The organism is Rahnella sp. R3(2024), from assembly GCF_042920125.1.
Lineage (GTDB): Bacteria > Pseudomonadota > Gammaproteobacteria > Enterobacterales > Enterobacteriaceae > Rahnella > Rahnella rivi.
In genome coordinates, this window is record NZ_JBHGBU010000001.1 from 1574446 (window position 1) to 1595945 (window position 21500).

The 21500-nt window shown below is 55.8% G+C and carries 21 protein-coding genes and 1 pseudogene; 15 read left to right on the plus strand and 7 right to left on the minus strand.

Annotated features, from left to right (window positions below):
• Window positions 1-78: 78 nt before the first annotated feature.
• A pseudogene (locus ABSH60_RS07020) lies at window positions 79-472 on the minus strand (Hcp family type VI secretion system effector).
• Between the two features lie 916 nt (window positions 473-1388).
• Window positions 1389-4091: a magnesium-translocating P-type ATPase gene (gene mgtA, locus ABSH60_RS07025; RefSeq protein WP_390973323.1), complete on the minus strand. Its 2703-nt coding sequence runs from the start codon at window positions 4089-4091 to the stop codon at window positions 1389-1391.
• A gap of 346 nt (window positions 4092-4437) precedes the next feature.
• On the opposite strand from mgtA, the gene treR reads away from it, so the two are divergent.
• The 5 genes from treR to nrdG all read left to right on the plus strand — a co-directional run bounded on the left by treR (window position 4438) and on the right by nrdG (window position 11562).
• Complete coding sequence (treR, locus tag ABSH60_RS07030) at window positions 4438-5388, plus strand: trehalose operon repressor TreR (protein ID WP_390973325.1); 951 nt, start codon at window positions 4438-4440, stop codon at window positions 5386-5388.
• A gap of 138 nt (window positions 5389-5526) precedes the next feature.
• A complete protein-coding gene (gene treB, locus ABSH60_RS07035) occupies window positions 5527-6945 on the plus strand; it encodes a PTS trehalose transporter subunit IIBC (protein ID WP_390973327.1) in 1419 nt (472 codons plus the stop codon).
• 22 nt (window positions 6946-6967) lie between these two features.
• Window positions 6968-8611, plus strand: coding sequence for an alpha,alpha-phosphotrehalase (gene treC, locus ABSH60_RS07040; RefSeq protein WP_390973329.1), 1644 nt, complete (start codon window positions 6968-6970; stop codon window positions 8609-8611).
• Window positions 8612-8954: 343 nt separating this feature from the next.
• Entirely contained in the window at window positions 8955-11093 is a 2139-nt protein-coding gene (gene nrdD, locus ABSH60_RS07045; protein WP_390975708.1) for an anaerobic ribonucleoside-triphosphate reductase, read from the plus strand.
• A 4-nt stretch (window positions 11094-11097) separates the two neighbouring features.
• Entirely contained in the window at window positions 11098-11562 is a 465-nt protein-coding gene (nrdG, locus tag ABSH60_RS07050; protein WP_122096261.1) for an anaerobic ribonucleoside-triphosphate reductase-activating protein, read from the plus strand.
• A gap of 39 nt (window positions 11563-11601) precedes the next feature.
• Here the strand turns inward: nrdG and ABSH60_RS07055 are convergent, their stop codons facing one another.
• The 4 genes from ABSH60_RS07055 to ABSH60_RS07070 all read right to left on the minus strand — a co-directional run bounded on the left by ABSH60_RS07055 (window position 11602) and on the right by ABSH60_RS07070 (window position 12813).
• Window positions 11602-11916, minus strand: coding sequence for a CcdB family protein (locus ABSH60_RS07055; RefSeq protein ID WP_122096262.1), 315 nt, complete (start codon window positions 11914-11916; stop codon window positions 11602-11604).
• Window positions 11917-12078, minus strand: a complete 162-nt coding sequence (locus ABSH60_RS07060; protein ID WP_082465799.1) for a type II toxin-antitoxin system CcdA family antitoxin — start codon at window positions 12076-12078, stop codon at window positions 11917-11919.
• A 122-nt stretch (window positions 12079-12200) separates the two neighbouring features.
• Window positions 12201-12488: a helix-turn-helix domain-containing protein gene (locus ABSH60_RS07065; RefSeq protein WP_056782407.1), complete on the minus strand. Its 288-nt coding sequence runs from the start codon at window positions 12486-12488 to the stop codon at window positions 12201-12203.
• Window positions 12472-12813, minus strand: a complete 342-nt coding sequence (locus ABSH60_RS07070) for a type II toxin-antitoxin system RelE/ParE family toxin (protein ID WP_390973332.1) — start codon at window positions 12811-12813, stop codon at window positions 12472-12474. Before ABSH60_RS07070 ends, ABSH60_RS07065 begins: the two co-directional genes overlap by 17 nt.
• A gap of 305 nt (window positions 12814-13118) precedes the next feature.
• Here ABSH60_RS07070 and phnF point away from each other — a divergent pair, with 305 nt between their 5' ends.
• The 10 genes from phnF to ABSH60_RS07120 are packed head-to-tail and all read left to right on the plus strand — an operon-like array spanning window position 13119 to window position 20714.
• Window positions 13119-13844, plus strand: coding sequence for a phosphonate metabolism transcriptional regulator PhnF (gene phnF, locus ABSH60_RS07075; protein WP_183850053.1), 726 nt, complete (start codon window positions 13119-13121; stop codon window positions 13842-13844).
• A complete protein-coding gene (gene phnG, locus ABSH60_RS07080) occupies window positions 13845-14288 on the plus strand; it encodes a phosphonate C-P lyase system protein PhnG (protein WP_056782410.1) in 444 nt (147 codons plus the stop codon).
• A gap of 3 nt (window positions 14289-14291) precedes the next feature.
• The gene (gene phnH, locus ABSH60_RS07085) at window positions 14292-14873 is read left to right on the plus strand and encodes a phosphonate C-P lyase system protein PhnH (RefSeq protein ID WP_136375201.1); all 582 of its coding nucleotides are present in this window, start codon (window positions 14292-14294) and stop codon (window positions 14871-14873) included.
• Window positions 14873-15955: a carbon-phosphorus lyase complex subunit PhnI gene (locus ABSH60_RS07090; protein ID WP_056782412.1), complete on the plus strand. Its 1083-nt coding sequence runs from the start codon at window positions 14873-14875 to the stop codon at window positions 15953-15955. The genes phnH and ABSH60_RS07090 overlap by 1 nt, the downstream gene beginning before the upstream one ends.
• Window positions 15945-16820 (plus strand): alpha-D-ribose 1-methylphosphonate 5-phosphate C-P-lyase PhnJ, encoded by an 876-nt coding sequence (locus ABSH60_RS07095; protein WP_390973335.1) that lies wholly within the window; start codon window positions 15945-15947, stop codon window positions 16818-16820. The genes ABSH60_RS07090 and ABSH60_RS07095 overlap by 11 nt, the downstream gene beginning before the upstream one ends.
• Window positions 16820-17611, plus strand: a complete 792-nt coding sequence (gene phnK, locus ABSH60_RS07100) for a phosphonate C-P lyase system protein PhnK (RefSeq protein WP_056782414.1) — start codon at window positions 16820-16822, stop codon at window positions 17609-17611. Before ABSH60_RS07095 ends, phnK begins: the two co-directional genes overlap by 1 nt.
• A gap of 28 nt (window positions 17612-17639) precedes the next feature.
• Window positions 17640-18347, plus strand: a complete 708-nt coding sequence (gene phnL / locus ABSH60_RS07105) for a phosphonate C-P lyase system protein PhnL (RefSeq protein WP_390973337.1) — start codon at window positions 17640-17642, stop codon at window positions 18345-18347.
• Window positions 18344-19480: an alpha-D-ribose 1-methylphosphonate 5-triphosphate diphosphatase gene (phnM, locus tag ABSH60_RS07110; protein ID WP_136375204.1), complete on the plus strand. Its 1137-nt coding sequence runs from the start codon at window positions 18344-18346 to the stop codon at window positions 19478-19480. Before phnL ends, phnM begins: the two co-directional genes overlap by 4 nt.
• 11 nt (window positions 19481-19491) lie before the next feature.
• Window positions 19492-20067 carry a ribose 1,5-bisphosphokinase gene (phnN, locus tag ABSH60_RS07115; RefSeq protein ID WP_390973339.1) on the plus strand — a complete coding sequence of 192 codons (576 nt, stop codon included), beginning with the start codon at window positions 19492-19494 and terminating at the stop codon, window positions 20065-20067.
• 8 nt (window positions 20068-20075) lie between these two features.
• Window positions 20076-20714 (plus strand): acetyltransferase, encoded by a 639-nt coding sequence (locus tag ABSH60_RS07120; RefSeq protein ID WP_056782418.1) that lies wholly within the window; start codon window positions 20076-20078, stop codon window positions 20712-20714.
• A 98-nt stretch (window positions 20715-20812) separates the two neighbouring features.
• Here the strand turns inward: ABSH60_RS07120 and ABSH60_RS07125 are convergent, their stop codons facing one another.
• Window positions 20813-21454 carry a hypothetical protein gene (locus ABSH60_RS07125; RefSeq protein WP_056782419.1) on the minus strand — a complete coding sequence of 214 codons (642 nt, stop codon included), beginning with the start codon at window positions 21452-21454 and terminating at the stop codon, window positions 20813-20815.
• Between the last annotated feature and the right edge of the window lie 46 nt (window positions 21455-21500).

Here is a 21500-nt window from a genome sequence, read left to right on the forward strand (position 1 = left end):
TATCAAAACTTATTTCCATTGATATAACGCCGATGACGATCCCCTCCAACTGAGCGAGGAGGAGCTTGTCAGGCAACGCTACGCTGTGGCCCTCTCATTCCATCTGTCCTTATGTGTGATATTACCGTCGCAGTGCTTCCAGGTAATCGCCTCATAGCGTAGCTGAATGTTTTCCAGATGCGTTCCCGTTGTGCCGCCAGGATGGAGCGTAGGAGTGATCGCAGTGATCGCAGTGATCTTCACATTCTCTAGCAAAATATTGAAATACTCATGTTCCATGCCTGAATCCACTATCTGATACATCTTTATTGTTGCAGATTTCAGTACCAGATTATTTGTGAGAGCGCGGTATAGACAGGTGGTGAGCAAAAGATTTCAACTCAATGGCACCCACGCGGCCAGAAACCAAAGAGCCGCCGATAATCGGAGAATTATTTTCATCCTTCAGAAATAAATAAGCGGGAACTGACATATTATATCCTTTAAAGTTAATTATCACGTTTTCCACTGCCTGTGAATTTATCAATCACTTTGTACAAGACGTATAAAAACACGAGCCAGGTTATTATACCTACAAATTTCATCGGCCACGGCTCGATATACATAATGCAAAGCATTGACCCAAATATAATTAATGGTGCAAATGCAAACTCAAATATATAATAAATTATAAATGCAATTACTTTTCCGAGCGCAGTAAGCACCATCTTGAAGATTTTAAAAAACACCCCATCTTTAGGCATTTATTTTATTCCTCACCAACTCAATTATTTTTCTGAATACAGGCTCGCCTTGCGTCATTCTGATATGCATCGCATCTACAAAAGGTTGAACAGATGGCTAAAATAAGAAGTAAAGGAGATCATAGTCTTTCGGACTCAATAAATTAAAGAGTTCTGGGTTTCAGCCTCCAACCTTTCAGAGGTTCGTATTCGCCAGCCTCAGTCAGCAGACCGCACTATACTATAAATTTCCCAGAATACTTTGGCACCAACAAGAATTTCATCAAATTACTCACTCTGCACAAGCTTGCATGACATGACTTGTTCTTAATTTTGTTATTCGAAAATTCATATATTGTGTAAAACACACTTATTAGAATTTCGTTAAACACAACATATAAAATAAATCACTCACATTAGAGTTTGATATCCGGCCACGGCATCAGCGGTAAATTACCGGCCGGCGCGGCATAGGCGGAAACACAAAGCAGCAGGGATGAAGCCAGAAAGGTACGGCGGAAAGGCACTCGCATCGGTGAAATTCCTCAGAGTAAAAAAGCGCGCCATCTTAGCCCGCTGAATCTAAAGGAATAACTATAGTCTCTGGATAAAAAAAAAGCGGTGACTGCGTTAACAATCACCGCCTTTATGATGAATGCGCTGCGATTATTGCCAGCCGTAACGGCGCACGAACCAGCCTTTCACGCACTGCGTCAGCACCATGTAGCCCGCCAGAATCGCGATAAGCCACGGGAAGTAACTCAGCGGCAGCGCCTGCAATTGCAGGAACCCGGCGACCGGCGAGTAGATCAGCGCGATACCGGTGACCACCACCATCAGCGTCATGATGCACAGCGGCCAGGAGGCGCGGCTCTGAATAAACGGCACTTTGCGGGTGCGGATCATATGCACAATCAGCGTCTGCGACAGCAACCCTTCGATGAACCAGCCGGACTGGAACAGCGTCTGCGCTTCCACCGTATTGGCTTTAAACACCCACCACATCAGGCTGAAAGTCAGGATGTCGAATACGGAGCTGATCGGACCGAAGAACACCATAAAGCGGCCAATATCCCCGGCGTTCCAGCGCTGTGGCTTAGCCAGCTGTTCTTCGTCCACGTTATCAAACGGGATCGCCACCTGTGACACATCGTAAATCAGGTTCTGAATCAGCAGATGCAGCGGCAACATCGGCAGGAACGGCAGGAAGGCGCTGGCCACCAGCACGCTGAACACGTTACCGAAGTTGGAACTGGCGGTCATTTTGATGTATTTCAGCATGTTGGCGAAAGTTCTGCGCCCTTCCGTCACGCCCTGCTCCAGCACCATCAGGCTTTTTTCCAGAAGGATAATATCAGCCGCCTCTTTGGCGATATCCACCGCGGAATCCACGGAAATCCCGATGTCCGCCGCACGCAGCGCCGGGGCATCGTTAATGCCGTCGCCCATAAACCCGACCACATGCCCTTCGCCGCGCAGCACGCGCACAATGCGTTCTTTATGCATCGGTGTCAGTTTGGCAAACACCGTGGTTTCGCGGGCAACGCGCAGAAGCTCTGCATCATCAAGAACATCGATATCGCTGCCGATCACCACGTTATCGGCCTGTAAGCCGACATCTTTGCAGACTTTGCGTGCTACCAGCGGGTTATCGCCGGTGAGGATTTTCACCGTCACGCCTTTACGTTGCAGGGCGTCCAGCGCCGGTGCGGTGCTCTCTTTTGGCGGATCGAGGAACGCAATGTAACCGGCGAGAATCAGGCTGGATTCATCCGGCACCGCGTAACCCTGCGTGCGGGCAGGCATCACTTTATGCGCCACGGCGACCACGCGCAGCCCCTGCTGATTGAGGTCATCCGTAATGCGGCGGATGCGCGCCAGCAGCACATCGGTCAGCGGCACAATCTCACCGTTGAGCTGCACCAGCGTACAAATCGACAGCATTTCCTCGAGCGCGCCTTTGCAGATCAGGCGGTGATTCTGGTCGGTTTCAGCCACCACCACAGACATACGGCGGCGGTCGAAATCGAACGGAATTTCGTCCACTTTCAGCGAGCTATGGCCCTGATGCGGATCGCCGGCGTCCAGCACCGCCACGTCCAGCAGATTTTTCAGGCCGGTCTGATAATGGCTGTTCAGCCACGCCAGATGCAGCACGTCGTCGCTGGTCACGCCGAGCACGTCGGTGTGGCGCTCGAGCACGATTTTATCCTGCGTCAGCGTGCCGGTTTTATCGGTGCAGAGAATGTCCATCGCGCCGAAGTTCTGGATGGCGTCCAGACGTTTGACGATCACTTTCTGGCGCGAGAGTTTGACCGCGCCTTTCGCCAGCGTCGAGGTGACAATCATCGGCAGCATTTCCGGCGTCAGGCCGACCGCCACCGAAAGCGCAAACAGCGCCGCTTCCCACCAGTCGCCTTTGGTGTAGCCGTTGATCACCAGCACCACCGGCGTCATCACCATCATAAAGCGGATCAGCAGCCAGCTGACTTTGCTGATCCCTTCCTGGAAGGCGTTAGGCTGGGTGTCTTCCTGCACCACGCGCTCGGCAAGCTGGCCGAACCAGGTTTTGCTGCCGGTGGCAATCACCATCGCAATCGCCGTGCCGCTCACCACGTTGGTGCCCATAAAGCACAGGGTGTTCAGTTCGAGCGGATCGGCGGCAACCGGGGTTTTCTCGCAGGCATGTTTTTCCACCGGCAGGGATTCACCGGTCAGCGCTGCCTGGCTGATAAACAAATCTTTGGCGGAAAGAATACGCAAATCTGCCGGGATCATATCCCCCGCAGAAAGCTTGATCAGATCGCCCGGCACCAGCTGGCTGATCGCGATTTCCACTGTTTCACTGCGCCCGGTTTGCGCGTCGCTGCGCAGCACCGTGGCGGTGTTGCTGACCATGGCTTTCAGCGCATCGGCGGCTTTATTGGAGCGGGCTTCCTGAATGAAATGCATGAAGGTGGAAATAAACACCATCGCGCCGATCACCAGCGCAGCCGTCAGATCGTCGGTGGCGTAAGACACCAGCCCGAGCACGGTCAGCAGCAGGTTGAACGGATTGCGGTAGCAGTGCCACAGGTGCAGCCACCACGGCGCAGGTTGCTGATCGCCGGTCTGATTGAGGCCGGAAACGTCGCGGATAGCCTCGGCCTCCTGCGCGGTCAGCCCTTCCGGATGGCTGGCAAATTGCAGGTAGAGCTGATCTTCCGTTGCGCGGGCACAGGCCTGACAATGGGCGGACATCGCCGCAGGGATCGCCTGCGACGCACGGGCTGGCACGTTTTCCAGCATCGGATCGCGGCGGACTAAACGGCGCGGTAAATTACGGCTGAGCGCAGTGAGCAGCCGGGAAGTGAGATTTTTGAACATCATTCGCACCTTTGTTGCACCCACGGCGAAGCCGCCATGAGCATGGCAAAAGGGTTGTTAAAAACAGGGCGAACGAAAAGACGTGCGCCGCTGCCTGCCAGGTAACGTCACGGCAAGCAGCAGCGAAAATGCGGGTGCTTACCGGATCACAACGGACCTACTGAATTGGGGTCGGGTTCCATGGGTTTTCACCTCCGGTAAGGAACGGTCTGGAAATTCATACGCATCAGGCAGGAAAATCCGTTAGGGTATCGATTCGATATTGCGAAGCGTCGATATTTGAGCGGATCATACGCTCACCAACTACAACCGTTTTTAAACCTGAGCATTTTTAGCTAAAAAAATCACCATGCAAAATCGCCTGACTATTAATGATATTGCCCGCCTGAGCGGCGTCGGAAAATCCACGGTTTCCCGCGTTTTAAATAACGAAGGCAACGTCAGCCCGCAAACCCGTGAACGGGTATTACAGGTGATTGAACAGCAGCATTTCAGCCCGTCGAAATCGGCGCGGGCCATGCGCGGGTTCAGCGATAAAATTGTGGCGATCATCGTGTCGCGTCTCGATTCGCCGTCAGAAAACCTGGCGGTGCGCGCCATGCTGCCGCTGTTTTATCAGCAGGGGTACGATCCGATCGTGCTGGAAAGTCAGTTCAGCGCCGAACGCGTTAAAGAACATTTGCAGGTGCTGAAACAGCGCAACATCGACGGCGTGGTGCTGTTTGGTTTCACCGGCTTATCCGCGCAGATGCTGACGCCGTGGCAGGATAAAATGGTGATACTGGCGCGCGATATGCCGGGGCTGTCCTCTGTCTGTTATGACGATGCCGGCGCCGTACACCTTTTGATGCAAAAGTTGCTGGCACAGAACCTGCGCCGGATCGGCTTTATCGGCGTCTCCCCGCAGGACACCACCACCGGCCAGCGGCGCAGCGCGGCCTATCAGGCATTTTGTCAGGCGCACGGTCTGACGCCGCACGTGGCGCTGGGCGAGCTCACTTATCAGAGCGGCTTCGATCTGATCCCGCAGTTGCTGGAAAATGACATTCAGGCCGTGGTATGTGCCTCGGACACTATCGCCATCGGCGCACAGAAATACCTGCAACAGCAGCAAATCCGCGACGTGCAGGTCTGCGGGATCGGCAACAACCCGCTGCTGCACTTCCTGTTCCCTGAATCTTATTCGGTGGAACTCGGTTACGGCGCGGGCGGTGAAGCGGCGGCAACGCAACTGCTGGCTCAGCTTGGCGGTTCCGCGACCGTGCAGCAGCTGATTATTCCCGGAAAACTCTCCGCCTGACCGGCCTTCCCGCCAGATAAAAACAGAAACTTTGTGATCGTCCCGGCAAAACCGGGAACGTTCCCGGACAAGTTCCCACCGCCTTCGCTATGCTTGAACCCTACCCACACCCTTACGCTAAATCACAGGCCACATCTCATGAGCAAAGTTAAGCAACAGGATGTTGATCAGCTGATCGCCCTCGTTGGCGGCAGCGACAATATCGCGATGGTGACTCACTGCATTACGCGTCTTCGTTTTGTCCTCAATGATCCGTCCAAAGCCGACCCGAAAGGCCTCGAAGCCCTGCCGATGGTGAAAGGTTGCTTCACCAACGCCGGTCAGTTCCAGGTGGTGATCGGGCCGGAAGTGGATGATTACTATAAAGTCCTGATCGCCAGTACCGGGAAAAGTGCGGCCGGAAAAGAACAGGCGAAAGTCGCCGCCCGCCAGAATATGAGCTGGTTTGAGCGCAGCATTTCTCACTTCGCGGAAATCTTCTTCCCGTTGTTACCGGCGCTGATCAGCGGCGGTTTGATCCTCGGTTTCCGCAACGTTATCGGTGAAATCCCGATGAGCGGCGGCCAGACGCTGGCGCAGATGCATCCGCTGTGGCAGTCGATTTATGACTTCCTGTGGCTGCTCGGCGAAGCGGTGTTTATGTTCCTGCCGGTGGCGGTCTGCTGGTCGACGGTCAAAAAAATGGGCGGGACGGAAATCCTCGGTATCGTGCTCGGCATCACGCTGGTGTCGCCGCAGTTAATGAACTCCTACAACCTCGGGCAGCAAATTCCTGAAGTGTGGAATTTCGGCTGGTTCACCATCGAAAAAGTCGGTTATCAGGCGCAGGTGATTCCTTCCGTTCTCGCCGGTATGGCGCTGGCGATGATCGAAAATGGCCTCAAGCGCATCATCCCGAATTACCTGTATCTGGTGATTGTGCCCGTCACTTCACTGATTATTGCCGTGTTCCTGGCGCATACGCTGATCGGGCCGTTTGGCCGCATGATCGGCGACGGCGTGGCCTTCGCGGTGAAATTCGTCATGACCGGCAGCCTCGCGCCAGTCGGTGCCGCACTGTTTGGTTTCCTCTACGCACCGCTGGTCATTACCGGCGTGCATCAGACGACGCTCGCCATCGACATGCAGATGGTACAAAGCACCGGCGGCACCCCGGTGTGGCCGCTGATCGCCCTGTCCAACATTGCGCAAGCCGCTGCGGTCGTCGGCGTGATTATCGTCAGCCGTAAACATAACGAGCGTGAGATTTCCGTGCCTGCGGCGATTTCCGCCTTCCTCGGCGTCACCGAACCGGCGATGTACGGCATCAACCTGAAATACCGCTTCCCGATGCTGTGCGCGATGATCGGCTCGGCCTTAGCTGGCCTTATCTGCGGCCTGTTCCACGTCACCGCCAATGGCATTGGCGTCGGCGGGTTGCCGGGCATTTTGTCCATCAAACCGCAGTTCTGGAGCATCTATGGACTGGCGATGCTGGTGGCGATTGTGGTGCCGATTATCCTGACCGTGCTGGTTTATCAACGTAAAGCGCGCCGTGGCGAACTGGCAGTGGTGTAAGACTTTCAAGAAGGAAAATGGAATGAATAGCGAATTGCCGTGGTGGAAAAACGGCGTGATTTACCAGATTTACCCAAAGAGTTTTCAGGACACCACGGGCAGCGGCACCGGTGATATCAACGGCATCACCCGGCGTCTGGATTACCTGAAAACGCTGGGCGTTGATGCCCTGTGGCTGACGCCGATGTACCTCTCGCCACAAATTGATAATGGCTACGACGTGGCCGATTACTGCGCGATTGACCCGGCTTACGGCACGCTGGAAGATTTCGAGCGGCTGACCGCAGAGGCACATCAGCGCGGAATGCGCATCGTGATGGACATGGTGTTTAACCACACCTCGACCCACCACGAATGGTTCCGCCAGTCGCAGGATCCGGGCAGCACCTTCCGCCCGTTCTATGTCTGGCGTGACGGCGCTGCCGAAGGCGGGCCGCCGAACAACTGGCGCTCCAAATTCGGTGGCGGCGCCTGGCAGTGGCATGAAGACAGCAGCCAGTATTATCTGCACCTGTTCGCGACCGAACAGGCCGATCTCAACTGGGAATACCCGCCGGTGCGCGAGGCACTGAAAAAAGTCTGTCATTTCTGGGCGGATAAAGGCGTCGACGGACTGCGGCTGGACGTGATTAATCTGGTCTCGAAACAGCAGGATTTCCCCGCTGACGACGCAGGCGATGGCCGCCGTTTTTATACTGACGGGCCGCGCATTCATGAGTTCCTGCAGGAATTCAGCCGCGACGTGTTCAAACCGCTCGGGCTGATGACGGTCGGCGAAATGTCTTCCACTCAGCTCGAACATTGCCGCCGTTACGCCGCCAACGACGGCAGTGAACTGTCGATGACCTTTAATTTCCATCACCTGAAAGTCGATTACCCGAACGGTGAGAAGTGGACCGACGCGCCGCCGGATTTTATCCAGCTCAAACAGATTTTCCGCGAATGGCAGCAGGGAATGCACGGCCACGCCTGGAATGCGCTGTTCTGGTGTAACCACGATCAGCCGCGCATCGTGTCGCGCTTTGGCGATGAAGGCGCACTGCGCACGACGTCCGCCAAAATGCTGGCGATGGTGCTGCACGGGTTGCAGGGCACGCCTTACATTTATCAGGGCGAAGAAATCGGCATGACCAATCCGGGCTTTAAACATCTCGAGCAATACCGCGATGTGGAAAGCCTGAATATGTTTGCCGAGCTGAAGTCAGACGGGCGCAGCAACGAAGAACTGCTGCGCATTCTGGCGAAGAAATCGCGGGATAACAGCCGCACGCCGATGCAGTGGAACGCCGGAGAACAGGCCGGATTCACCACCGGCACGCCGTGGATTTCCGTCAGCCACAACGCGCAGGAAATTAATACCGAACAGGCGCTGGCAGATAAGGATTCGGTGTTTTATCTCTATCAGCAACTGATCGGCCTGCGCAAAACGTTGCCGGTGCTGACGGACGGCGATTATCAGGACTTGCTGCCGGAGCATCCGCAACTCTGGTGCTATACGCGTACCGCAGGCGGTAAAACCCTGCGCGTGGTGGCCAACCTGAGCGCGCAGGATCAGGCACTGGATCTCACAGAATTCACCGGCGAGACGCTGCTGAGTAATTACGACACCTCCGCCACTTCCGGCATCCTTCGTCCTTACGAATGCCTCTGGCAACTCGCCATATAGTCTGAATTTTCTGTTCTGTCGGGTCAGTCACACGCGTGGCTGACCCGTTTGTTTTTTATGCATCTCCTTAAAAAACAACAGGCAAAAATGAGGCCAGAATTTACATTTGGTCATCAATTCTTCCGCTGAAAAAATTCTTTGTTTCAGGTCAATAAAACGAGAATTAACGCTCGCGCGAATCCTACATCTAGTGTGTATAGTACACACCCAACCCAATATATAGCGTTTACCTGTAAAACCCGCACAACAGGCCTTCAGGCCTTGTGGGGCGCGGGGTGCGCAAAAAAGGAGTGTCATTGTGAAGGCAGACAGACTGGAATCCGTTCCCGCTAATACGAAGAAAATGCAACCCATCGTGATTAAGCGGGATGGTTGTCAGGTCCCTTTCGATGAAGTTCTGATCAAACAAGCGGTGCAACGCGCGGCGGCGGCTGCCGGTATCGACAGCATTGGTTATTGCGAACAGGTCGCCCGCGTTGTTGCTGAAAATCTGCAAGACCAGGCACGCGTCGATATCCACGAAATTCAGGATGCGGTAGAAAACCAGCTGATGGCGGGGCCGTACAAAAAACTGGCGCGTGCTTACATTGAATACCGCCACGACCGCGACGTGAAACGTGAAATGCGCGGGCGCCTGAACCAGGAAATCCGCGGTCTGGTTGAGCAAAGCAATATGGCGCTGCTCAACGAGAACGCCAACAAAGACAGCAAAGTCATCCCGACCCAGCGCGATCTGCTGGCCGGTATTGTGGCGAAGCACTACGCCAAACAACATATTTTACCGCGTGAAGTGGTGCTGGCGCACGAGCGCGGCGAAATCCACTATCATGACCTCGATTACTCGCCGTTCTTCCCGATGTTTAACTGCATGCTGATCGACCTGAAAGGCATGCTGAATCACGGTTTCAAAATGGGCAATGCGGAAATTGATACGCCTAAGTCAATTTCCACCGCCACCGCCGTCACCGCGCAAATTATCGCGCAGGTCGCCAGCCACATTTACGGCGGCACCACCATTAACCGTATTGATGAAGTGCTGGCACCGTTTGTCACCGCCAGCTTCAACAAACATCGCCAGACCGCCGAAGAGTGGCAGATTGCCGATGTCGAAGCCTTTGCCCACAACCGCACCGAGAAAGAGTGTTATGACGCCTTCCAGTCGCTGGAATATGAAGTCAACACACTGCACACCGCCAACGGTCAGACGCCGTTTGTTACCTTCGGTTTCGGGCTGGGTACGACGTGGGAATCCCGCCTGATCCAGCAATCCATTTTGCGTAACCGCATTGCGGGGCTTGGCAAAAACCGCAAAACCGCCGTGTTCCCGAAACTGGTCTTTGCCATCCGCGACGGCCTGAATCATAAAGCCGGTGACGCCAATTACGACATCAAGCAACTGGCGCTGGAATGCGCCAGCAAGCGCATGTATCCGGATATCCTCAATTACGATCAGGTGGTGAAAGTCACCGGATCCTTCAAAACGCCGATGGGCTGCCGCAGTTTCCTGGGCGTTTATGAAGAAAATGGCGAGATGATCCACGAAGGCCGCAACAATATCGGCGTAATTAGCCTGAACCTGCCGCGCATCGCGCTGGAAGCGAAACGCGACGAAGCCGCGTTCTGGGCACTGCTCGATGAGCGTCTGCTGCTGGCGAAAAAAGCGCTGATGACGCGCATCGCCCGCCTCGAAGGCATCAAAGCCCGCGTGGCACCCATTCTGTACATGGAAGGGGCGTGCGGCGTGCGTCTGAAAGCCGACGACGATATCTCCGGTATCTTCAAAAATGGCCGCGCATCGATTTCACTGGGCTACATCGGCGTGCATGAAACCATCAACGCGCTGTTCGGTGACGAGACTCATGTCTTCGACGCCAGCCAGTTGCGCGAAAAAGCCGAGGCGATTGTTGCCCGACTGAAAGCCGCCACCGAGAGCTGGAAAGATGAAACCGGCTACGGTTTCAGCCTGTACAGCACGCCGAGCGAAAACCTGTGCGACCGCTTCTGCCGTCTGGATACAGCCGAGTTCGGGCTGGTGGCCGGGGTCACTGATAAAGGGTATTACACCAACAGCTTCCATCTGGACGTCGAGAAGAAAGTGAATCCGTACGAAAAACTCGACTTCGAAGCGCCGTATCCGCCACTGAGCAACGGCGGTTTCATCTGCTATGGCGAATACCCGAACCTGCAGCACAACCTAAAAGCGCTGGAAGACGTGTGGGATTACAGCTACACCCGCGTGCCGTATTACGGCACCAACACGCCCATCGATGAGTGCTACGACTGTGGCTACACCGGCGAATTCGAATGTACCAGCAAAGGTTTCACCTGCCCGAAATGTGGCAATCACGAACCTTCCCGCGTGTCAGTCACCCGCCGCGTGTGCGGTTATCTCGGCAGCCCGGATGCCCGTCCGTTTAATGCCGGTAAGCAGGAAGAAGTGAAGCGCCGGATTAAACATCTGGGTAACGGCCAGCTGGGTTAATGCGTTGAGATTCCATCAGTATTACCCGATAGACGTCGTCAACGGGCCGGGAACGCGCTGCGTGCTGTTCGTTTCCGGCTGCGTCCACGAATGCCGCGGGTGCTATAACAAAAGCACCTGGCGGCTGGATTCCGGCAAACCTTTTACGCAGGAAGACGAAGACCGCATCATCGCCGACCTGCAAAACACCGTCATCCCACGTCAGGGGCTGACGCTCTCCGGCGGCGACCCGCTGCATCCGCAGAATCTTTCCGCCGTGCGCCAGTTGTTGTTGCGCGTGCGGGCGGAATGTCCGGGTAAAGACGTGTGGATGTGGACCGGTTATACGCTGGGTGAACTGAGCGCTGAACAGCAGGAAGTGACGGCATTAATCAACGTGCTGGTCGACGGGAAATTCGTGCAGGAACTGAAAGACCCCTCACTTATCTGGCGCGGCAGCGGCAATCAGGTGATCCATTACTTACGTTAGATTCCATTCAGAGGGGAAATCATTCCCCTCTTCTCTGATTCAAATTCCATTCAGTAAAAAATCAAAGGCATTTTTCACTTCATAGATTTCGCCATCGAGCTGCCTGACCTGATCGCCAATTTCCTGAGGCGGGATCCCGCCTGGAATATGTGTCATCAGCACATAATGTTTGTGCTGAACTTTTAGTAACGGGCACAGTTTTTTAGGGGGAGAGGTAGTCATCCTCGCCAGGGGAACCAGCGGCACCATGACGGTATGACCAAAGCCACTCGCCGCAGGATGGAGAACATTAAGCAGATAAGGGTAAGCGGCTTTACGCTCACCCATATTTTTATAAATAGCGTAATGCTCCATTTATAATTTCCGTGGCGGATGAGTCAGCGTCCCATGCTTTTCCACGTATTTCTTGAGCGCCTCAAGCCCGGCCCGGTTTTCACGTCGCCATTGCTCAACTGCTGTTTCCTGAACGGGTTGCTCCGCAGACATTTTAAAATCCCTCTTATTTCCTACTGACATAACAGTTCCTTTTACAGTTTTTAGTATGAAAAACAATCAACTAAAACAAAGTGTATTCCTTCACACTCAACTCGTAAATCACCACTGTTAATTCCTGCGAGGCACCTTCCAACTCTTCGTTTTCACGCCACGGCTTGCCCACCGATTTCAATATGGGTAATGTGCAACTCGGCACTCGCCAGCATGTTCACCAGCATATCAATACTGAACACCGAGATTTTACCGCGCATCAGATCCGATATCCGTGGCTGAGTTACCCCAAAAAACTGCGCAGCCTGAGCCTGGGTCATTTTGTTTTTCTCGATGTGTGCAGTGAGAACCATCATTAATCTGGAGCGTATTTTCATATTCTCGGCTTGCTGCGGCGTATCTTCGATGGCATCCCAGACATTATCAAAACTCTGAATCATTCTTCCTCCGGCTTACTTCTGATTTATAGCGTTTTTTAGCCCACTCAAGATCATGATGATTCGTGGCCTGAGATTTTTTCTGAAAGCAGTGAAGCACATAAACGGCTTCTTTGAATTTGGCGATATATAAAATCCGGTAAATACCCTCCGCGTCTTTAATCCGTATTTCGCGGACACCCATCCCCACATTTGGCATGGGTTTCCAGTCAAAAGGCATCTCGCCATGCTGCACCCGATATAACGGGTGTCCTGCTTCCCGACGAGCCTGTAAGGGAAAACGCTGTAAATCCGCCAAACTGCTGTCGACAAAGAAAATCCTTTTCATCTTACCTTCCCGGATGAAATATACAAAATTTTATATAACCGAAGGAAAAATCACCTTACGCTGCTTCCGCCGATGGTGCGGAAGAAATGTAATTGCCTGCGCATCCGGGGTAAATCACCGCCTTTCATTCCTGCGCGATGTCTTCCAACTCTTCATTTCCCTGCAATCAGACCTTCACCCAACTGTCATTAAGCTCCGCCAACATGATGCCAACGCCACACTGAGGTTTGCATCATGACCCTTTCAGACCGCTTTCATACTTCCCCTGCCATAGCCCGTTTATCCCGTGCGAGGTATTCATTGTGATGAACTTATCTAGACATCCGACCAGTCACACCACGGTGTATCAGCAAATCGCTGCCGAACTGGAACAGGAACTGCGTAACGGTTACCGCTGCGGCGATTATCTGCCGCCGGAACAACAGCTTGCCGAACGTTTTCAGGTGAACCGCCACACGCTGCGCCGTGCGGTGGATGAGCTGGTGGATCGCGGCTGGCTGCAACGCCGTCAGGGCATTGGCACGCTGGTGCTGATGCGGCCTTACGATTATCCGCTGCACTCGCAGGCGCGGTTCAGCCAGAACCTGCTGGATCAGGGCAGTCACCCGACCAGCGAACGTCTGCTGGCGGTGCTGCGTCCGGCGACCGATCACGTTGCGGCGGCGCTGTCCCGCCAGGAAGGCGACACGATTATTCATTTGCGCACACTGCGCCGCGTTAACGGTGTGCCGGTCTGCGTGATTGACCACTACCTGCCGGATCTCGACTGGTGGCCTGCGCTGCAAAACTTCCACAGCGGCTCGCTGCACGATTTTATCCGCGAAGAAATTAAGCAAAAACTCAGCCGCCGCACCACCCGTATCAATGCCCGCCGCGCGCTGGCGAAAGAGAGCAAATTACTCGAAATCGTACCGCAGGCACCGCTGCTGTGTGTGCGCACCCTGAACATTCGTGAAGGCAGCGACACGGTGGCGGAATACTCCGTCAGCCTGACGCGCGCCGACATGATCGAACTGACCATGGAGCACTGAATGGATCACCTGCAAACCCGCCAGCGCTGGATGTCGGTGCTGGCTCACAGCCGCCCCGACGAACTGCTCGCGCACTGGCAAACGTTAAATTTATCACCGCAGTTTGAACGCATCCGCGCTGCCGAAACCGGACTGACGCAGCTTCAGGGCCGCATGGGCGGCACCGGAAAACGTTTCGTGATGGGCGACATGACCATCACCCGCGCGGTCATTCAGTTAGATGGCGGCGTCTATGGCTACAGCTACGTCAGCGGGCGCAATAAACCGCACGCCGAACTGTGCGCGGTCATCGACGCCTTACTGCAAATGCAGGGCATGGACGAACTGCTGCATAAACGTGTGATCGCCCCGCTGGCTGCGCTGCAACAGGAGCGCCGTCAGCAACGCGCCCGTGAAGTGGCTTCCAGCCGCGTCGATTTCTTTACCCTGGTTCGCGGAGAATAATTCATGTCACTTGTTGCCAGTTTTCAACATCCCGTTGCCGATGCGCAGTACAGCTTTCGTCGTATTCTCAAGGCGTTAAGCGAGCCCGGCGTCAGCGTGCAGTTACCCGCTATGCCTGGTTTTGGCGCACTGGGCTCTGCCAGCGCCTGCGTGCTGCTGACGCTTATCGATAAAGACACGCCGCTGTGGCTGAGCGCGTCGCTCAACGATGAAATCCTGCGTAAAAACCTGCGTTTTCATACCGGTGCCGTGCTGACCGACGATGCCTCTGCCGTCAGTTTTGCGCTGGCCGATCCGGCGCTCGACAGCGCCACCCTGCTGGCTTTTCCGTGCGGGGATGAAATGTCACCGGAGCTGGCGACCAGCGTGATTGTTCAGCTGGAAAGTCTCACCGGCGGCACGCCGCTGCGTCTGAGCGGGCCGGGCATCGAAAGCAGCCGGATGATCACGCCGCAGTTGCCCGATTCCGTCCGCGATTATCTGCTCAACCGCCCTCACCGCTTCCCGCTGGGCCTGGACTTTATGTTCACCTGCGGCGAAGAATTGATTGCCATACCGCGCACCACGCGCGTGGAGGTGTGCTGATGTACGTCGCCGTTAAAGGGGGTGAGAAGGCGATTGCCGCCGCCCATCAGTTGCTGGCGCACGAACGCCGTGGCAACGCTGATGTGAATGAACTGGGCTGTGATCAGATTGAACAACAGCTGGGGCTGGCGGTTGACCGTGTGATGAGCGAAGGCGGGATCTACGACCGCGAGCTGGCGGCGCTGGCGATCAAACAGTCCGGCGGTGATCTGGTTGAAGCGATTTTTCTGCTGCGCGCTTACCGCACCACGTTGCCGCGTCTGGCGACCAGCGAGCCGCTGAACACTCAGGCGATGCGCCTTGAACGCCGCATTTCCGCCATCTACAAAGATTTGCCGGGCGGCCAGGTGCTCGGGCCGACCTACGATTACACCCACCGTCTGCTGGATTTTGCCCTGCTGGCCGAAGGCGAAGCGCCGTTTACCCCGATTGCCGATGAACCGCAGCCGGAAGACTGCGGGCACGTATTTGATTTGCTGACACAGCAACAGCTGGCCGTTCGTGAAGAAGACGACGGAAGTGAGCCGGAAGATATCACCCGCACGCCGCCGGTATTTCCGGCATCCCGCGCGGCACGTCTGCAACAGCTGGTGCGCGGCGACGAAGGTTTTCTGCTGTCGCTGAGCTATTCCACCCAGCGCGGTTACGGTCGCACGCATCCGTTTGCCGGAGAAATCCGCACCGGCTGGTTGACCGTCGACATTGTGCCGGAGGAGCTGGGTTTTGCCATTGATATCGGCGAAATCCTGCTGACCGAATGCGAGATGGTGAACGGTTTTGTCGCCCCCGAAGACAAACCGCCACACTTTACCCGTGGATACGGGCTGGTGTTTGGCCGTGCCGAGCGCAAGGCGATGTCGATGTCGCTGGTGGATCGCGCACTGCAAACCCGTGAATACAACGAGCAGATCAGCAGCCCGGCGCAGGACGAAGAATTCGTGTTGTCGCACGCCGATAACGTCGAAGCCGCCGGTTTTGTTTCGCACCTCAAACTGCCGCATTACGTCGATTTCCAGGCCGAACTGGAGTTGCTAAAACGCCTGCGCGCCGCGAAAGAACAGGATCCTGCCAATGAACAATAATACCGCCCGCACACTGACCGGCTACAACCACGGTTATCTGGATGAACAGACCAAACGCATGATCCGCCGTGGGATCCTCAAAGCCGTGGCGATCCCCGGTTATCAGGTACCGTTCGCCGGACGCGAAATGCCGATGCCTTACGGCTGGGGCACCGGCGGGATCCAGCTGACCGCCAGCGTGATCGGTGAAAACGATGTGCTGAAAGTGATCGACCAGGGCGCCGATGACACCACCAATGCCGTGTCGATCCGCAAATTCTTCCAGAGTGTCGCGGGGGTGAAAACCACCGAGAAAACCGTGGAAGCCAGCCTGATCCAGACCCGTCACCGCATCCCGGAGACGCCGTTGCAGGAAGATCAGATCCTGATTTTTCAGGTGCCGATCCCGGAGCCGCTGCGCTTTATAGAACCGCGTGAAACGGAAACCCGAAAAATGCACGCGCTGGAAGAGTACGGCGTGATGCAGGTGAAACTTTACGAGGACATCGCGCGCTTCGGCCACATCGCCACCACCTACGCCTATCCGGTAAAAGTGAATGACCGCTACGTGATGGATCCGTCGCCGATCCCAAAATTCGATAACCCGAAAATGAACATGATGCCCGCCTTGCAACTGTTCGGTGCCGGCCGTGAAAAACGCATTTACGCCCTGCCGCCGTTCACCAAAGTGGAAAGTCTGGATTTCGACGATCATCCGTTCACCGTCCAGCAATGGGATGAACCCTGCGCCCTCTGCGGCTCGCGCAACAGTTATCTCGATGAAGTGGTGCTCGACGATCAGGGCAACCGCATGTTCGTGTGCTCTGATACCGATTTTTGTGCTCAGCAGGTTGAGCAACAGGCTTCCAACGAGGGTAACCGCTGATGACCACTCCCTTAAATCTCGCCGCCGAACCCCTGTTGTCGGTGAATAACCTGACCCACCTTTATGCGCCGGGCAAAGGCTTCAGCGATGTGTCGTTCAATCTGTATCCGGGCGAAGTGCTGGGCATTGTCGGTGAATCCGGCTCGGGTAAAACCACGCTGTTGCAGTCGATTTCTGCCCGCCTCGCGCCACAGCAAGGACAGGTCATCTACAACAACGGCCAGGTTGCCGCACAGTCGTTGTATGACATGGCCGAAAGCGACCGCCGCCGTTTGCTGCGCACCGACTGGGGCGTGGTGCATCAGCATCCGATGGACGGTTTACGCCGTCAGGTGTCTGCCGGGGGCAACATCGGCGAACGTCTGATGGCCGTGGGCGAACGTCATTACGGCGATATCCGCAAGAAAGCCGGTCAGTGGCTGGAGGATGTCGAAATTCCGGTGTCGCGCATTGATGACCTCCCAACCACGTTTTCCGGCGGCATGCAGCAACGTCTGCAAATCGCCCGCAATCTGGTGACGCATCCGCGTCTGGTGTTTATGGACGAACCGACTGGCGGACTCGACGTGTCCGTGCAGGCGCGTCTGCTGGATCTGCTGCGCACGCTGGTGGTGGAAATGCAGCTGGCGGTGGTGATTGTCACCCACGATCTGGGCGTCGCCCGCCTGCTTGCGCACCGTCTGCTGGTGATGAAACAGGGTCAGGTGGTGGAAAGTGGATTAACCGACCGCGTGCTCGACGATCCGCATCATCCTTATACACAGCTGCTCGTTTCTTCCGTGCTGTCCTGAACCTTATTTAAGAGAAAGAGTGACCAAAATGACGACGAAGCTCAGGGTCGAAAATCTCAGTAAAACGTTTGTTCTGCATAACCAGAACAGCGCCAGATTGCCGGTATTCAGCAACGCCAGCCTGACAGTAAATGCCGGGGAATGCGTGGTGCTGCACGGCCATTCCGGCAGCGGGAAATCTACCCTTCTGCGCTCTTTATACGGCAACTATCTGCCGGACAGCGGCAAAATCTGGGTGGAACATCAGGGCCAGCAGATTGACATGGTCAGCGCCGAAGCGCGGCAGATCCTGGCGGTTCGCCGCCATACGGTCGGCTGGGTCAGCCAGTTTCTGCGGGTTATCCCACGCATCAGCGCGCTGAATCTGGTGATGCAGCCGCTGCTGGAACTGGGCGTGGATAAAGCGCAAAGCGAAGCCCGCGCCAGCGCCTTGCTGCGCCATCTGAACGTGCCGGAACGCCTGTGGCACCTCGCGCCTTCGACGTTTTCCGGCGGCGAACAACAGCGCGTGAACATCGCCCGCGGTTTTGTGGTCGATTATCCGGTGCTGTTGCTCGACGAGCCGACGGCTTCGCTGGACGCCACCAACCGCGCGGCGGTCGTCACGCTGATTGAACAGGCCAAAGCGCGCGGCGCGGCGGTGGTCGGGATTTTCCATGATGCGGATGTACGCGAACGCGTTGCCGATCGTTTATATGAAATGAGCCTGGAAACGGCTCCGGAGATGTCCGCATGATCATTAATAACGTCAGACTGGTGCTCGACGATCAGGTTGTTGAAGGATCCCTTGAGATGCAAAACGGCGTGATCAGCGCCTTCGCTGACACCCGCAGTCAGTTACCGCAGGCGCTGGATGCGCAGGGCGGCTGGCTGATGCCCGGTTTTATCGAGCTGCACACCGATAATCTGGACAAATTTTTCACGCCGCGCCCGAAAGTTGACTGGCCGGCACATTCCGCAATGAGCAGCCACGATGCGCTGATGGTCGCCAGCGGTATCACCACGGTGCTGGATGCCGTGGCGGTTGGGGATGTGCGCGACGGCGGGCATCGTCTGGAGAATCTGCAAAAAATGATCGACGCGATTGTGAACAGCCAGAACGCCGGGCTGAACCGCGCCGAACACCGTCTGCATCTGCGCTGCGAACTGCCGCATGAAACCACGTTGCCGCTGTTCGAGAAGCTGATGGACACGTCAGTGCTGTCGCTGGTGTCGCTGATGGACCATTCGCCGGGCCAGCGCCAGTTCGCCACGCCGCAGAAATATCGCGAATATTATCAGGGCAAATACAACCTTAACGATGAGCAGATGGACGACTATCAGGAAGAGCAAATCGCCCTGTCGCGCCGCTGGGCGCAGCCAAACCGTGAAGCCATTGCTGCACACTGCCGTGAGCGCAGGATTTCACTGGCCAGCCACGATGATGCCACCGCTGCACATGTCGAAGAATCGCTGGCGCTCGGCAGCGTGATCGCTGAATTTCCGACCACCGAAGAAGCGGCGCGTGCTTCTCATGCTAACGGGTTGCAGGTGCTGATGGGGGCACCCAATATCGTGCGTGGCGGCTCGCATTCCGGCAACGTCGCGGCGCACCAGCTGGCCTCGCTCGGCCTGCTGGATATTCTCTCCTCCGACTACTATCCCGCCAGCCTGCTCGACGCGGTCTTTCGCATCGCGACGGATGAGAATAATGCCTTCAGCCTGCCGCAGGCGGTGAAGCTGGTGACGCGTAATCCGGCCAATGCGCTGGGCTTGAATGATCGCGGGGAAATTGCCGAGGGCAAACGCGCGGACCTGGTGCTGGCACGTGCGCACGGCGAACATCACTACGTTCAAAACGTCTGGCGTCAGGGCATTCAGGTGTTCTGAGGGGAGAAAGGATGAGTCGTTTACTCTATCTGATGGGCGCGTCGGGTTCAGGCAAAGACAGTCTTCTGGACGCGTTGCGCCAGCATTTACCCACTGATGTCGCCGTGGCGCACCGCTACATTACGCGCCCTGCCGATGCGGGCGCCGAGAACCACATTGCGCTGAGTGAAACCGAGTTTATTCAGCGCCGCCAGCTCGGTTTATTTGCCCTTGAATGGCATGCACACCAGTGCCGCTATGGCGTGGGCATTGAAATCGACAGCTGGATGCAACTGGGCTGTCATGTGGTGGTCAACGGCTCACGCGCGCATCTGGACATCGCCCGTCAGCGTTATGGCAAGCGGCTGCTGCCGGTGTGTTTACAGGTTTCAGACGAGGTGCTGGCCGCACGTCTTACGGAACGCGGACGCGAAGATGCGGCGCAGATTGCCTGTCGGCTTCAGCGCGCCAGAGAGTATGCCAGCGCGCTGCCCGCCGAATGCCATCTGCTGAACAATGACGGCGCATTACAGGAAACATTACAGCATCTGCTGGCGGTGCTTTCGCTGCCGGTCAGTGCCCCGGCTTATCCCGTGACGTTACGATGAAGGATCCTATGACAGACATCATTTCTCCCTTTTCGCTGGCTGATGAACACGATTTTTCCCGGCCTCAAATTGGTCAGCAGGTTGAGCTGAACGGATCGCAGCTCGGGCACTATGTGCACATCGCGGATAACGCGATCATCGAAGAAACGCAGATCGGCGATTACTCTTACACCGCCGGAAATAACCAGATCTTCTACGCGACGATCGGCAAGTTTGTGTCGATCGCCACTTATGTGCGGATCAATCCCGGCAATCACCCGACCTATCAGCGTGTAGCGCAGCACCATTTCACCTACCGCAGTTCGGTGTATGGGCTGGGTGAAGACGATCAGGCCTTTTTCGACTGGCGGCGTGAGCATCACGTCACCGTGGGCAATGATGTGTGGATCGGCCATAACGCGGTGCTGATGCCGGGCGTGAACGTCGGCAATGGCGCGGTGATCGGCACGTCGGCAGTGGTCACCAAAGACGTCGAGCCTTATTCCATTGTCGCGGGTGTACCGGCGAAGAAGATTGGCATGCGCTTTGACGATAAGATGATCGACAGGATCGAAAAAAGTCAGTGGTGGAACTGGGATCATGAAACGCTGAAAGAAAGGATGCCGGACTTCAGGGATCTGGCGGTATTTGCGGAAAAATATCTGTAAAGATCGATCGGGAGGAAGCGTCAGGTCAGACAGGCAGAAAATTCACGTTTTTTGCCTGATACCTTATCACAAGGATCCGCCTGAGCGGATCACGCGGATTAAAGATCTTCAATACTGGCGGCAATCTGATCGGATTCCAGCACCGTTATTCCGCCCAGCCCGGCATTGAATGCCTGCTCCTGCAACGCTCTGGCCACGATATCGGCATCAATGGCTTTCAGTTTTCCCGGCAATAATTTAAACAATGGCGCACTCAGTTGTTCCAGCAGGCGCGGCGGATGGCGTTTTCCCACCAGCAATGACGGTCTGACCAGCGTCAGCAACGGCCATCCCTGTTGCATCAGCGCCTGTTCCATTTCGCCTTTGGTCCGGTTATATAAAAAACGCGAACGCGCATCGGCACCGTGGGCACTGACGGTAAGACAATGGCGTGCGCCCAGTTCCCGTGCGGCTTTGGCGCTGTCGACAACCAGATCGTAATCGACGGCCCGGAAGGCCGCCGCACTGCCAGCCTGTTTGCGGGTGGTGCCAAGACAACAGAACAGCAAATCGATGGGTTCATCCAGCGCGACCACCAGTGAGGTCAGATTGGCTCCCAGCGGATTGACCACTTTACTGCCCGGCGGCAAAGGACGGCGGCTCGGCGCAACTATGCGGCTGACGCGCGGATCCAGCTGGAGCAGGCGCAGAAGCTCTCGCCCCACCAGACCACTCCCACCAAGAAGAAGAACTTTTGCCATATCACTTCCTTTTAAACATCGGCGTTTCAGATAGCTTTTATCAGCA